This is a genomic window from Flavobacterium sp. (genome assembly GCF_036405015.1).
In the GTDB taxonomy this organism is placed as follows: domain Bacteria; phylum Bacteroidota; class Bacteroidia; order Flavobacteriales; family Flavobacteriaceae; genus Flavobacterium.
The window spans coordinates 1-14,449 of record NZ_DASWYK010000049.1 but is presented as its reverse complement, the minus strand read 5'-3'; the positions used below and the strand labels follow the sequence as shown (position 1 = coordinate 14,449).

Genomic DNA, 14,449 nt, shown 5'->3' with positions numbered 1-14,449 from the left:
AAAAAGTTATAAATGTTTCGATAATATAAATAGAAATTATACTTCCTTGTAAGCTAAGTCTTTTTGATAGAAAATAACAGCAAACGAACATTAACAAAGAACCCAAAAATGATATCTGCGCAATTTTTTTCTGTTTATTCTTTATAAGTAACATTTGATAAAACGGAATATTTAAAGCAATTATCAAAGAAACAAATAAAAAGTTAGTACAGAACAAAAGAGAATTCAGTAGTTTTTCTTCGAGATCAAAAAAACCGATGAAGAAAAATGAAATCAAATATAAAGTCACAACAATAAATACTAAGAACAAAATATTTAATGTATTAATTTTCTTTAGATATAAAACCGCTTCTCTCTTATTTTCTAAATAAATACTACAGAATTTTGGAAAACTAACATTAAAGAATACAACAAGATAACTTCTGAATATGCTTAAAAACATATCTCCAATTTTATAAATTCCGGCATAAAAATCTCCCAAAACAAACTTTATAATTATAATTGGAAAATTTGTGTACACTGATATCGATAAATTAGAAACAACAATTGGAAATTCTCTTTTTACATTTTCTATCAATCTGCTTTTAGAGATTGATAATAACGACATATTGTATTCTCTAAATATTTTAAGATAATAAAATAAATAAACCAAGATGTTAGCCAATCCTAAAAGAAAAATTACATAAACATAATCCGATTTTTCTTTAACAACGATATAAACTAAAAGAACATAAATAGTCTTTGACAAGATTATTATTCTATTTATTCTTTTAAAATTTTCAAACCCTATATAAAACCAGATTGGATTAAAAAACTGTGCTATTAATAAAAACAGTCCTAATAAATAGAGCTTAAAATCTAAATGGGGAACTATAAATAGAATTAAAAGTAATCCTACTGTGATTAACAGCAACGAAACTAAACGAAAAGCATATGTTAGGTTTAAATAATTACTTAAATATTCGTTATTTTCTTTGTTAGAACTTATTTCTTTTACTCCCAAAAGTTGAGATCCAAAATCAATAAATATTCCTAAAATGATAAAAACAGATGTTGCTGCACCTATTTTCCCCCATTGCTCAATTCCACAAACAGCTATTACATAAGGGGCAACGAGTAAGGGAGCTAATAAATTAACAAACTGACCAGATCCAAATATTATATAATTTCGGATTTCGTTAAATTCAATTTTTTTTAATTGCATTAGCTAGAAGTGTATCCAAAATAAAAAACTACTTCTGGAAATGAAGTAGTTCTTATTACTATTCTGTAATTTTTACTAATTGAATGGCTAATTCATCATTACCCATTAAAAAAGGATCATATTTATCATTAATAACATTCAGTTTATAACCAAAATAATTAGGATCCCAAGTTACAAATTCGTTAGGATAAAAATATTTGGTATATTTTTCGAAATCGCCATTTATAATCTTTGCTTTATATTTTACCGAAATGTTTTTAATAGTAACATTACTCTGAGTTGGGTTAAAACCTAAATCAACTCTTATATTTTCTGGAACCACTTTTTCAGGAAACTCTACCACAATCTTCTGCATTTCTTTAGAAGCATATACAGGCATTGAAACAGAATTATCATCTTTCCAAACATCTCCTGCAATCAAATAGAAAACCTGTATTTTATCATTTTTTTCAAATATTCCTTCAATAATAACAGAAAAATTTTTCTTTTCTTTTATTATTTTTTCTTCTTTGCATGAACTCATCAAAAGTCCACAAATCAAAATTGAAATTATAAATTTAATCTTCATTTAAAGTTTTTTTTTGTGCAAAAATATATCTTTTACTATTGAATATTACAAGACATAATATTTATCAAAGAATAACAAATAAGTACATTTTTAAGAAGCAGTCAACTGTTTTTGTTTTTTATAAAAGATTACAAAAAATCTACAAAATATAAATAGAAGGACAAATATAACTGGTAGGATAAATTTTAAATTACCTTTAAAAATTTTTACAGATTCTATATTTGTCGTAATACTGCTTTCTTTAATAATTTTATCAAACGTAAGTAATTCTATTTGATGAATTGCTTGTTCATTAATCAAGCCATCTTTTGTTTTTATGATATCATTTAGCTGCGTATTTTCATTGTAATATACAAGTTTATCACTCTTAGCATTATGGTCTACAGATTTAGAAAAATTATTCAAAACGCCATCTATTTGCTTAATGATGGTATCATTTTGCTTCATTTTTAACTGAACATTTTGATAAGTTTCTTTTTGTATTTTACTGTAATAATCAGATGTATTAAAGTATTTTAAAAGGGGGTTAATAAGTTTCTCTTCAGAAGTTTTATCTTTTGTAATTAATAGTATCTTTTGGTAAGTATAATTTTTACTTGTAACATTTTCTTGAAGTACTTTATTGATATCTCCATCTTCAGCCATCAATTTAATTAATTCAAAATTTTCTGGTTTATTTTTTATAAAATTATAGGCGTCTGTAATCGCTTCAATTTCAATAGATTTTAGATCATTAGGATTTTTAATTCCCAAAGTCTTACTTAAAAAAGCAGTATCTTTTTCTTTGATTTTAGAATTTATCTGTTCTATTTTAGAGTACAAATAATCTACACTTCCAAAATTCGGAGTAACGATAATTTGGTGCTGATAACTTTTTTGGGTTTTATTTAAAAGTATTCCTAAGCCAAATCCAGAAATAATCAAAATCAGAACAGTAATCCAGTTTCTTAGAAAAAACTGAATACTTCTAAAAATAGCACTATTAATTCTCCCAAAAAAATTACTAATCTTTTTAGAAATCTGCACCAAATCAATCTCTTGATCTTCCTGATTCTGTGGTACTTTTGTACTCATCTAAAGTTCTATTTTATATTAAAAATTTGTTCTAAAATTTTAATCGTAATCAAATAAGTTGGTTTTACGCCAGTTGTTCCCAATCCGCCTGAAGCCAAAGTACTTCCCGTTTCCAATGGGTTATCTGATGCGTAATAAGCATAACGAACTTTAATATCCTGTGGCACACTTTTTCTAATTTTTGATGCCGACTGAATTGCTTTTTGGTAATAAGAACCTTCCATTTCAAGTCCGATTACTCCCCAAGTTGATTCGTGGAAGAATTTCAATAAATCTCTGTTTTGTAATGAAGTTCCTAAAACGGTAACCATTGCTCCTTCATAAATATCAATATCATTTCCTTCAAACATGGCGCCTGTAAGTTCATTTTCGAAGAAATAATTATCTGCTGTTCCTTCGTTGATATGCGCTGTCGGAATCATGATATCCCCTTTTCCGCCTTCCAGAATTCCGGCTTTACCCATAATCGAAACCGATTTTACATTTAGTAAAGTTTCTTTTTTGAATGGTTTTAAAAGCTCATCGATTGTTTCGTAAGCTTGTTCTCCAAAAGCATAATCCATTACAATGATTACTGGTTTTTCTTCGCCTACATTGGCGTGCGAAAATGCTGTTTTTGCCCAGTCAATTTTGGCAGTATCAAAAATCTGAACGTCAATGTTTGTTCCAGAACAATCTGGTAACGAAATCATTCCGTTTTTAAAAGCCAGTTCTTCAACCTGAGTTCTGATTTCTTTTGAACCTGAACTGCTTAATTCTTCATAAATAAAGAAATCTGTTTTTCCTTTGTATTTAGTTTTCAACAAAGGCGTTGCAAAAATCGAATTCATAACACTATGCATGTTTGCACTAATGACATGAATTGGTCTTTTCAACAAATCATTTTCTTTTAGAACTTCTTTTATGTTTGTTGCCCAGATTTCTCCGTGAATGTGATGTCCAAGACGTTCACGTAAAACTGGACTAAAAGTAATTGTACGTTTGTTGTTTTCAACAATTTCTTCAATCGCTAGTTTTCCTAACCAATAAATAACGTGCAAGAAACGGTCTGGTGCATTTTCTGAACCAAAAGCGTCGTAAATATCTAAAACTTCTTCGAAAGTTCTGGCTAAAATATTCGCAACATGCGAAATAGCTTTCTCTTTTTCAACCTGAGATAGCTTTTTAGTCTGCATTACAGCTTGCTCTAATTTCTGCCAGTCGCGAGAAACTTCTCCACCATCATCGATTAGAACTCTGTTTTTAATTTTATGAGATTCAATAAAAATGAAAGTCAAATGCGTTAGAATATCATAAATGTCCGAACGACCACGTGTGATTTCTACGTTCATTTGTTCTTCGTCGATTCTGTAGCAGTTTCTTCTTCTTTTTGGAGGAACAATCGGCTGAAAATGCGATTTTGAATAACCTTCGTCTGAAGTTAAATTGATAAAACGGCATTGCTCAATTCCGATTGGAAGACGCTCTATAACGTACAAAAGTCCGTTCAATTCAACTTTTTCTTCTGCGATATTTCCGTAGATTTCAGGACGTAACGCCAATAATGATTCTCTTAAACTATCACCAGAAACTCCCATTGGTTTGTAAAAACCACGGTTGAATAAATGGCGCATTGTAATGTACATTTTTTCTATTGCTGCAGAAGATTCCTGCGCTCTTGATCTTGATATATGTTTGGTTTCTTTCATGTCATTATATTTTAAAAATCTTCTTTTAAATAAAGAAGATTTGAACACTTTCAATAAACGAAAGTAGGAATTATAAATGTAATTTTAATAGAATAGTATTTAACAAATTGTTAGAATACCTCGTATAAATCATTATTTCTATTTTAAATTATCCGCAATATCTCTATTATTTGATAATCTCGGAATTTTATTCTGACCACCCAGTTTTCCTTGCGATTTCATATAATCTTGGAATCCATTTTTTGAAACTTTTGTGATTACAACTTTTCTTAAAACATTTCCTGTAATTAAATCGTCGTAATAAATGTTTTGTTTGCGCATTGAGTTATCAATCGTTTCGGCAAAAACTTCCATGTTTTCGGGCTCATTCTCAAATTCAATCAGCCATTCATGATAAGGTAATCCGCTAGAAGGTGTGATTTGTGGTGCAACTGTAAATTCGTTAATCACAATATTAGTCGAATTTACAGCTTCTTTCATTGCATTTTCAACTTCATTTGCAATCACATGTTCTCCAAAAGCTGAAATATAATGTTTGATACGTCCAGAAACTATCACACGATATGGCGCCAAAGAGGTAAACTGAACAGTATCGCCAATATTATAACGCCAAAGTCCTGCATTGGTCGAAATAATCAAAACGTAGTTTACTCCTACCTCAACCTCACCAATGGTATATACTTTTGGATTTTCGTTAAAGAATTCATCGGCTTTTATAAACTCGTAGAAAATACCTGAATTCAATAACAAAAGCATTCCTTTTTCTTTCTGCGAATCCTGATAAGCAAAAAATCCTTCAGAAGCTGGAAACAATTCAATACTGTCTACTTTTTTGCCAATCATCTGTTCGAATTTGGCACGATACGGCTCGTAATTAACTCCTCCGTAAATAAATAGATTAAAGTTTTTGAAGATTTCGCTAATCTTTTTTCCACCGCTTTTTTGCTGTAAACGTTCGAAATACATCTGAACCCAAGACGGAATCCCGGAAATAACAGACATATCTTCTTTTATCGTTTCATCGACAATGGCATCTACTTTGGTTTCCCAATCTTCAATACAATTGGTTTCCCAAGAAGGCATTCTGTTTTTCTGAAGATATTTAGGAACAAAATGCGCTACAATTCCAGAAAGTCGACCGAATTTAATTCCGTATTTTTCAGTTAGAATAGGGCTTCCTTGTAAAAAGATCATTTTTCCGTCAACAAAATCTGCTTTTCCTGTTTCGTGAATATAATGCAAAATGGCATTTCGAGCTGCTTCTATATGATAAGGCATCGATTCTTTCGTCAACGGAATATATTTTGCGCCCGAAGTTGTTCCAGAAGTTTTAGCAAAATACAATGGTTTTCCTTTCCACAAAATATCTGATTCACCTTTTACAACCTTTTCAACATATGGTTTTAAATCTTCGTAATCTCTTACAGGAACTTGTTTCTGAAAATCTTCAAAAGTTTTTATTTGATTAAAATGGTGATCTTTTCCAAACTCAGTGTTTTTTGCATTTTTGATTAAACTTTCAAAAATATATTGCTGTGTCTGAACTGGTTTGTTGGCCCATTTAAGCGTCTGATTGTATATTTTTCTGGCAAATAATTTTGCCGCAATTGACTTAATTGACATTTTCAGTGGTATTATTTTTTGTCACTTTTCTTTTTGTCCTGAGATTTTGTCTGCAGCTCCTTTTCGGTTTTGGCAACGTCTTCTCTTAATTTTATTTCAGCTTCAGAAGCATTCATATTTAAGTCTGCTGGATTTTCGACTGTTTCTGCTAAAATAGAATCTTTATTAAATTTTGAATATTCAACTTCTCCTTTCAAAACTTTCTGAATTCCTTTAATGTAGGCTTCGTTTTGTCTTAAAGCCGTTTCTAAAGAATCTGATTTTATGGCCAGTTTGGTTGCATTTCTTTTTAACTCCGTTGAAGAATATCCCGGAATAAACTCACGTAACGGTGTAAATGCAATTATGAAAGTTGTAATTAGAATTAAAAAAATGCCTCCCAAAGTAAACGTTACAAAGACATTCATTAAGTTAAGTTTAAAAGAAAATAGTTCTTCAAAAGTATCTTCATTTAAAATTATCAACCTGTTTTTAGTGAATAATTTTTTCCTTAAATTCTTTTTCTTTTTCTTACTCATTTTACTTCTTTATGCTAGCAAATATAGTAATTAATCATCACGATAATGATCCAAAAATTTCTATGAAGTGCTATAATTTACTATTTTATAAAATATTTAACGCGGTCTGCTACGAATATTTTAAACTAAAAATACTTTTATTTCGTATATTTCTATATACCTTTGCGGAATAATTAAAGAAAACAATTTGCTTCGGCATTAAATATAATAGTCATGGGAAGATTAGGTCTTACAGAAATCCTTGTTATAGTAGGTATTGTGATTTTACTTTTTGGAGGTAAAAAAATTCCAGAATTAATGAAAGGTTTAGGAAGCGGAATTAAGGAATTTAAAAACGCTGCTAAAGACGATCAACCTGCTGCTTCTAAAAAACAAGAGGAAGAAACTAAATAAGAAATTCAAAAACTTATTCAATCCCAAATTACAAATTGTAGTTTGGGATTTTTTTTATATGTAAAAAATCTTACTTTTAGAGTCCCAAATTTTTACATATGAAAAACTTACTTTTCGTGATGGCTTTCCTGCTTGCAGCTGAAAGTCAATCACAAACACAGCCTTTTCCGGCCAACAAGGTTTACGGAAACGGACTTCTAGCAACCCCCAGAAGCAGTCAGGATGCTCAGAACAATTACAATACTTGGAAAGCCAATTTTGTAGAAACCTGCTCTAACGACAGATACCGCGTAAAATTTGATAATTCTTCAGAAACAGTCTCAGAAGGAATTGCGTACGGAATGTTACTATCTGCTTATATGGCAGATAAAAAACTTTTTGATGGTTTATGGTTGTACTACAAAGACAATGTAAACGCTAATAAAGTAATGAACTGGAAAATTAGCGGATGTTCTGGAACTATTGGCCATAACGGAGCAACCGATGCAGAACTCGACGCTGCTTTTGCTCTTATTGTTGCCGATTATCAATGGGCAAGTTCAGGAAACATCAATTACAAAAACGATGCAACAGCTTTAATTGCTGCAATCAAAAATTATGAGGTTGAAGCCAATACTTACGTTTTAAAACCTGGAGATCAATTCGGCGGAAGTCAGATTACGAATCCTTCTTATTTCTCCCCTGCTTATTACCGCGCTTTTGGAGCTTTTACCAACGATACTGCATTCTGGAATCAGGTTTCGGCTAAAGCTTACACTGTTATCAACAACAATTTAACACAAAATAATGCTGTTGGCGGATTGGTTTCGGATTGGTGTGAAGCCTCTGGAACTTATGCTTCTCAAGCTGGAGGTTATGCTAATGCCGGAAAAATGTATACTTACGACGCGGCCAGAACTCCTTGGAGAATCGCTGTTGATTATTTATGGTACGGAAATGCTGATGCCAAAACATACTGCAAAAAATCATCTGATTTTGTTCGTATAAATCTTGGTGGAACTGCCAATATCAAAGACGGTTACAACCAAAACGGAACCGTGATCGGACAATGGCATAATGCTACGTTTGTTGGTGCGTTTGCCTGCGCCGCGATGGCAGGCGAAAATCAGAAACATTTAGATGATTCTTATACGGATTTAAAAAATGTAAATGAACCAAACAACTATTTCCATCAAACATTAAAAACCTTATACTCCTTTTTATTAACTGGTAATTTCTATCTGCCTCCAACTGCTACGCTCTCCAATGAAAATTTTGATATTGAAAAATCTACTGTTACGCTTTTCCCAAATCCGAGCGCTGATCGAATCACGATTAAAGCACCTCAGCAATCAACTATTTCAGTAATTTCTCCTTCGGGAAGTGTGATTCATCAACAAAAAACAATTTCTGAAAATACCGAGATAAATCTAGCCAATCAAGCTTCTGGCGTTTATTTTGTAAAAATATCCAACGATGAATTTAAAAGCATTACCAAAAAAGTGATTTTGAATTAATTCTAAATAGAAACTCCCAAATTACACTTGTAATTTGGGAGTTTTTTTATATAAAATTCCAGTCTTTTGGAATTTCTTTAAAGTATCATCGTTAACTGAATTCTCTTTCTATCCTCATCAACTTCCGTAACTTTTACATCAACGTGCTGATGCAATTTCACAACCTCATTTACATCGCTCACGAAACCAGCTTTTAACTGCGAAATATGAACCAATCCGCTTTCTTTGATTCCGATATCAACAAAACAGCCAAAGTTGGTGATGTTATTAACAATTCCAGGTAAAATCATTCCGGTTTTCAAATCTTTGATTGATTTTACGTTGGCATCAAATTCAAATACCTTAGCCGATTTTCTTGGGTCTAATCCCGGCTTTTCAAGCTCTTTTATGATGTCTTTTAGCGTAAGTAAACCAATTTCAGGTGTAACATACTTTTCGGCCTTAATAAGCGCTGTTTTCTCTTTGTTGGCAATTAAATCATTTAAAGAAATATTCAAATCTTTTGCCATCTTCTCTACAACTGGATAAGCCTCTGGATGCACTGCCGAATTATCCAACGGATTTTTAGCATTGGTAATTCTAATAAACGCTGCTCCTTGTTGATACGCTTTATCTCCTAAACGGGGCACTTTTTTCAGCTGTTTTCTGTCTTCAAAAGGTCCGTTTTCAGAGCGGTATTGTACAATATTTTCCGCCAACTTCTCCCCGATTCCACTCACATAACTCAATAAGTGTTTACTTGCGGTGTTGATGTTGATTCCAACCGAGTTCACGCAGCGAATAACCGTATTATCTAATTCTTCTTTTAACTTCGTCTGGTCAACATCATGTTGATATTGCCCTACTCCAATCGCTTTCGGATCGATTTTTACCAATTCGGCCAACGGATCTGAAAGTCGTCTTCCGATAGAAACCGAACCACGAACCGTTACATCATAATTCGGAAATTCTTCTCTCGCAATTTTTGAAGCCGAATATACCGAAGCTCCTGCCTCAGAAACCACAAATACTTGAATTGGCTTGTCAAACGCGATTTTTTTGATGAAAAATTCTGTTTCACGAGAAGCTGTTCCGTTTCCGATAGAAATCGCATCAATTTGATACGCATTGACCATCGAACGAATTTTTTTAATCGCCATGGTTTCCTCGTTTTGAGGTGCATGCGGATAAATCGTTTCGTTGTATAATAAATCGCCTTTTTCGTCCAGACAAACTACTTTACAACCACTTCTAAATCCTGGATCAATTGCTAAAATACGTTTTTCTCCCAAAGGTGGAGCCAATAATAATTGCCCTAAATTGTTAGCAAAAACCTGAATCGAATTCGCATCTGCTTTTGCTTTTGCTTCCTGCAGTGTTTCGTTTCCAATCGCTGGATTCAGTAAACGTTTGTAACTATCTTCAATTGCCAGCTGTAAATGCGCTGTTGTATTATTTTGTTTTTTAATGATGATTTCGTCAATTACATCGTAAGCATCGTCGATATCAACATCAATTTTCATTTTTATAAAACCTTCATTTTCTGCGCGAAGCATCGCTAATAAACGGTGCGCTGGCGCTTTTGTCAACGGTTCTTCCCAGTCAAAATACTGATCGAATTTTTTTGCTCCTTCTTCTTCTGCTTTCTTTTTAACGACTTTTGTTGCAATCGTTGCTTTTCGCTGAAATAATCTACGAAGCTGTTTACGAACATAGATATTCTCGTTGATCCATTCGGCTACAATATCTCTTGCGCCTTGAATAGCAGCTTCTTCGTTAATAACATTTTCATTGATATATTGCGTCGAAATAAAATCGATATCCGCATCACTTTCAGATATAATCAGTTTTGCTAAAGGTTCAAGACCGAATTCGCGTGCCACATCGGCTTTTGTTTTTTTCTTCTTTTTGTATGGAAGGTAAAAATCTTCTATTTCTTGTAAATCAAAGCTATCTTCAATTTTTTTCTTCAATTCTGGCGTAAGCGCTTTTTGCTCTTCAATTGATTTTAAAACGGCTTCTTTGCGTTTTATCAAGGTATCATACTCTTTTTGAAGTTTTGCAATTTGTTCAATAACAGTTTCATCCAGATTTCCGGTTGCGTCTTTTCGATATCGCGAAATAAACGGAATCGTACAATCTTCTTCTAATAATTTTACTGTGTTTTGAATACTTACTGCCGGTGCCTGAACAGACTTGGCAATGAATTGAATATTAGTCATTATTTTTTCTTTATGGGCTTTAACACGATGCTTGCTTTACTAAAATCAGCCGAAGCGTTATAAACTTTTCTATATTCCTGATAAATATCTTTAGGATAATTGATTGATTTGTATTTTTCATCAACAGTAACAATTATTTGATTTCCAACAACTTTTACAGTCGATTTAAATGAGCTATTTTTATTTTCATCATACTTCATTTCTTTATCTATCACTAAATCATTGTAATGATCTACTTGATATCCTTTTGGAATATTAAAAACAATTGTATGATGATATTCTTTTGCACACTTCAAATCAATATCCGTTTTTCTTGTATTTTCCTGATATAAATTTGACTGGTTTCCGATCACTTTTCCTAAATTAACCATCAATAAATTTCCGGCTTTTTCGGTAAACGATTCTACTGATTCCAGTTTTGAATTTATAATAAACGGTGCATTTGTATAATTATTTTTAAATTCTAAATTTTCGACTGTATGCTCTAAAAGCTTAACATCAACATCTTCTATTGACACTTCTTTTACAAAATCTGTCAAATCCTTTTTTTCTTCGTTATTAGATAAATCTTTATACGAATAACGTAGAATTTGTCCTGTGAAACCTGTATTTGATATTTTTTTGTCGATTGTAACCTTTGTTAAATCAGCTGACAGGTTTACTGTAGATTCCGAATCTGTTTTTGTAAAATCTGATGCAATAATAGGAATAAAAACAGTGGTATTTTGCTTTTTCTTTACATCATATCCTTTTGCTTTTGTATCCTGATATTCATAACCTAAATAACCGTATGGAAGATATCCTGCGTTAGGAGAAATAAATTTATTGGTTTCTCTAATGTAAAAATTAAACTCTGTAAACTCGAAAAATGTCATCATTTCGTCATCCAGTTCGCCTATGAAACGATCTTCATTTGCAATGATTTCATACGGAATTTTCAACGCATCTAATGATAATTTATAAATACAAATAAAATCCTTGTGACTCAATTTTCCAGTTCCGTCAACAATTTTTACATCATTATAAATAGATTCTCCTTCAGAGTAAGATTCAAAATGCGTTTTGATGTATTCGTCTAAGATGGTTAATTGCTCGTCTGTACTTTTATCTTTTAGATTTAATTTTTGAAGTAATTTTTTAACATCACCTGCAGAAAAAGCGTAAGGTTTAAACTGTTTTACGTATTCTTTATAAAACGGTTCCCATTGTTTGGCTCTCATTCCTTGAGAAGTTGAACTAATTAAATAGAAAACTTTAACAAGATTCTTAAATTTCTTTGAACTTCGCTCGTTTAAAATTGGCTGAATATTATCTGCTGAATAAAATATCTTATTTTTAATATGGTTATCTGTAAATTCAGGTGAAGCGAATAATTTTGAAGCCGCAGATCCTGAATCTGTTAACGTAAATTCTGCATGAAGTACCGGCGCTTCTTTTTGGAAAATTTCAACTCCGTTTGAGGTTGGATTTTCTTTTACAATAAAATAGTATTCTAAAATATCACCCTTCTCTACTCCATCAAAAACTATCGATTTAACGTTTTTAACATCCGAATTTACAATCTGGCTTTCTGATAAAACTTTTACATCGCCATTTGGTTTAATAACTCTTGCATGAAAATCTTTTGTATCGCGTATAGTATTATTATCGTCTGCAGTAACTTTATTGTACTTGTTGATTTCTGAAGCTTCGTTGATTTTAACTGCAAAATGCTCCATTTTAAATTTTGCAAATCCGTAAGTATTTGTATTGATTCTGGTATGAACCCATCTTTTATCGAACAAAACAACGGCAGGCATTTTTTTATATTCTTCTGGAATTGCTTTAAAAGACGGAACAGCATCCCAGGTATAACTTTTTATTTCTTGTGCTTGTGTTTTTAAAAAAGAAAAAAACACTAAAATCAGGGCAAGTTTTTTCATTACTTTTTGGTTAAGATTATAGATTGGTTGTATTGTTGGGTCAATTCGTTTACTACAGAATTCCAGCTCTCAAAGCCGTTGGTTTCAATTAGTAATTTTTTTAAAATGATTTTCTGAGATACTAATAAATTTCTTTTGTCTTTTTTATAAGCAATTTCATAACTCAATGCGTCGTTCTCTTTTTTGCTGTTTTCAGGTATAAAATCGAGTTGGTAATTTTCGGGAACTTCGTACACATAATCAAACTCGTTTATAAACTTAGTATCGTTTTCAATGGGTAGTTTTCTCTCTTTTAAATCGATAATATATTCTTTAAAAGGTGCCAATAAAATAGGTTTAACTACAATCTTTTCTCCTATTTTCTTAACCCATCCGTCAAGTTTAAGATTATAAGACAGCGCTGCGTCTTTGTTTTCATATTCATGTTTATTAACATCTGTTGTTTCAATTTCTAGCTTTTCATTAAATCTAGCCATTCCATTTTTTAAGATCTCCTCTTCTTTTTGTTTGTTTGCTGCCAAAACATTTAAAAAACGACTCTTTTCATAGCCTGACAATTCGATTTTTGAAGTTCCAAAAACAGAATTATCTGCAATTTTCAGCTTCAAATCGATTTTCAGTTTATTATCTTTTACATCCACAACAGGGACTTTTTCTATAATAAATTCCTCTTCTGATATTCCTATTAGTCCCTCTTTTCCCTGAATCATGGAAGACGGAAATCCAAATGGACAAAAAGAATCTGTTCCATCAACAAAATATCTTTGTTTGTCAATTTTTACGGCAGTAATCATATGATTGTTTACCAAAGGCGTTGGAACATCCGAAAAACTGTATGGTTTATCTCTGGTTCCAATCCAAACCAAATTGGACTCGATATCTGCATATTTAAACATTTCGTTTAATAAGTTCGAAATGTCTTTACAATCTCCATATTTCTTATCAAAAACTGAAGCTGCATCACGCGGAATAAATCCTCCCATTTCATATTCAAAAGCAACATAATGAATGTTTTGCTGTACCCAATTGTAAATCTCTTTTGCTTTATCTCTTGAATTGGTTTTGTCTTTTACTAATTCTAATGTTTTATTCTTTATGGCCGTTTGATCTAGTTTATTAACATCTTTTACTAAAGAATAATACCATTTGTAAAGGTGTTTTACATCTGGAAATATGTCTTCTTTTTTATTCTCTTTAGTATAGCTTTTTATGTAATACACAATATGTGGCAAGAAATACGTAAAGTTTAGAGATCTGTTTTCATCTTTAAATGCAGGTACATTTGCGGCATTCCAAGTATAGACATTGGTATTTCCTTCTTTGGTTTGAGTAAAAGTTATTTTATCCTGATTCTCTCCAAAAAGTTTGTAACCGATCTCTATGGATGCATCGGCTCTAATTTCAAATTTTGATGCAACGGTCTGTAATTCGTGCTGAAAAGTAAAATAAGAAAGTAATCGGGGTTCATTCTGCTTTATTTTATACGAATATTCGATTTTTGATTTATCTACAACAGAGTTGAAATCAAAATGTTTGTATTTATTATCACTATAGAAAATATCTCTGCTTTTGAGTTCGTTGGTACTTATTTCGTATTGCGATAATTTAGTTTTCTTATTGGTTACAGGATTTATAGCAGCTCCTTTTATGTTGGAGATTTCACTAAAATTATCATAGGGAATATTTATAGAATACTCCTCTACATTTTTACTTTTGGCTATTTCTCTTTGTTCTTCAATAAAAGATTCTATTTCTAGCTTTC

Annotated in this window: 11 protein-coding genes; 2 read left to right on the top strand and 9 right to left on the bottom strand. The window is 31.6% G+C overall.

The window, feature by feature from the left end; genetic code table 11:
- The 6 genes from VGE71_RS03975 to VGE71_RS03950 form a co-directional block, all read right to left on the bottom strand.
- Window positions 1–1,204, bottom strand: a 1,204-nt coding sequence (locus VGE71_RS03975) for an oligosaccharide flippase family protein (RefSeq protein WP_331137136.1), incomplete at its 3' end; no start/stop codon positions are given.
- A gap of 58 nt (window positions 1,205–1,262) precedes the next feature.
- Window positions 1,263–1,772, bottom strand: a complete 510-nt coding sequence (locus VGE71_RS03970; protein WP_331137135.1) for a hypothetical protein — start codon at window positions 1,770–1,772, stop codon at window positions 1,263–1,265.
- Window positions 1,773–1,862: 90 nt separating this feature from the next.
- The gene (locus tag VGE71_RS03965) at window positions 1,863–2,846 is read right to left on the bottom strand and encodes a hypothetical protein (protein ID WP_331137134.1); all 984 of its coding nucleotides are present in this window, start codon (window positions 2,844–2,846) and stop codon (window positions 1,863–1,865) included.
- 8 nt (window positions 2,847–2,854) lie between these two features.
- Complete coding sequence (locus VGE71_RS03960) at window positions 2,855–4,534, bottom strand: DUF6909 family protein (RefSeq protein ID WP_331137133.1); 1,680 nt, start codon at window positions 4,532–4,534, stop codon at window positions 2,855–2,857.
- A 138-nt stretch (window positions 4,535–4,672) separates the two neighbouring features.
- Window positions 4,673–6,157 (bottom strand): GH3 auxin-responsive promoter family protein, encoded by a 1,485-nt coding sequence (locus tag VGE71_RS03955; RefSeq protein ID WP_331137132.1) that lies wholly within the window; start codon window positions 6,155–6,157, stop codon window positions 4,673–4,675.
- Between the two features lie 11 nt (window positions 6,158–6,168).
- Complete coding sequence (locus VGE71_RS03950; protein ID WP_331137131.1) at window positions 6,169–6,675, bottom strand: peptidase; 507 nt, start codon at window positions 6,673–6,675, stop codon at window positions 6,169–6,171.
- 213 nt (window positions 6,676–6,888) lie between these two features.
- Here VGE71_RS03950 and VGE71_RS03945 point away from each other — a divergent pair, with 213 nt between their 5' ends.
- A complete protein-coding gene (locus VGE71_RS03945; protein ID WP_008465789.1) occupies window positions 6,889–7,068 on the top strand; it encodes a Sec-independent protein translocase subunit TatA/TatB in 180 nt (59 codons plus the stop codon).
- A 98-nt stretch (window positions 7,069–7,166) separates the two neighbouring features.
- The gene (locus tag VGE71_RS03940) at window positions 7,167–8,564 is read left to right on the top strand and encodes a glycosyl hydrolase family 8 (RefSeq protein ID WP_331137130.1); all 1,398 of its coding nucleotides are present in this window, start codon (window positions 7,167–7,169) and stop codon (window positions 8,562–8,564) included.
- Window positions 8,565–8,641: 77 nt separating this feature from the next.
- On the opposite strand, the gene VGE71_RS03935 is transcribed toward VGE71_RS03940, so the two are convergent.
- From VGE71_RS03935 to VGE71_RS03925, 3 genes are all read right to left on the bottom strand, one after another.
- The gene (locus tag VGE71_RS03935; protein ID WP_331137129.1) at window positions 8,642–10,765 is read right to left on the bottom strand and encodes a Tex family protein; all 2,124 of its coding nucleotides are present in this window, start codon (window positions 10,763–10,765) and stop codon (window positions 8,642–8,644) included.
- Window positions 10,765–12,687 (bottom strand): DUF3857 domain-containing protein, encoded by a 1,923-nt coding sequence (locus VGE71_RS03930; protein ID WP_331137128.1) that lies wholly within the window; start codon window positions 12,685–12,687, stop codon window positions 10,765–10,767. The genes VGE71_RS03935 and VGE71_RS03930 overlap by 1 nt, the downstream gene beginning before the upstream one ends.
- A partial coding sequence (locus tag VGE71_RS03925; RefSeq protein ID WP_331137127.1) for a DUF3857 domain-containing protein occupies window positions 12,687–14,449 on the bottom strand: 1,763 nt, incomplete at its 5' end. The genes VGE71_RS03925 and VGE71_RS03930, both read right to left, overlap by 1 nt.

Bases quoted from the DNA above. Each gene is read 5' to 3' on its own strand.
- VGE71_RS03970 (WP_331137135.1), bottom strand. From the start codon at position 1,772: ATGAAGATTAAATTTATAATTTCAATTTTGATTTGTGGACTTTTGATG.
- VGE71_RS03965 (WP_331137134.1), bottom strand. From the start codon at position 2,846: ATGAGTACAAAAGTACCACAGAATCAGGAAGATCAAGAGATTGATTTG.
- VGE71_RS03960 (WP_331137133.1), bottom strand. From the start codon at position 4,534: ATGAAAGAAACCAAACATATATCAAGATCAAGAGCGCAGGAATCTTCT.
- VGE71_RS03955 (WP_331137132.1), bottom strand. From the start codon at position 6,157: ATGTCAATTAAGTCAATTGCGGCAAAATTATTTGCCAGAAAAATATAC.
- VGE71_RS03950 (WP_331137131.1), bottom strand. From the start codon at position 6,675: ATGAGTAAGAAAAAGAAAAAGAATTTAAGGAAAAAATTATTCACTAAA.
- VGE71_RS03945 (WP_008465789.1), top strand. From the start codon at position 6,889: ATGGGAAGATTAGGTCTTACAGAAATCCTTGTTATAGTAGGTATTGTG.
- VGE71_RS03940 (WP_331137130.1), top strand. From the start codon at position 7,167: ATGAAAAACTTACTTTTCGTGATGGCTTTCCTGCTTGCAGCTGAAAGT.
- VGE71_RS03935 (WP_331137129.1), bottom strand. From the start codon at position 10,765: ATGACTAATATTCAATTCATTGCCAAGTCTGTTCAGGCACCGGCAGTA.
- VGE71_RS03930 (WP_331137128.1), bottom strand. From the start codon at position 12,687: ATGAAAAAACTTGCCCTGATTTTAGTGTTTTTTTCTTTTTTAAAAACA.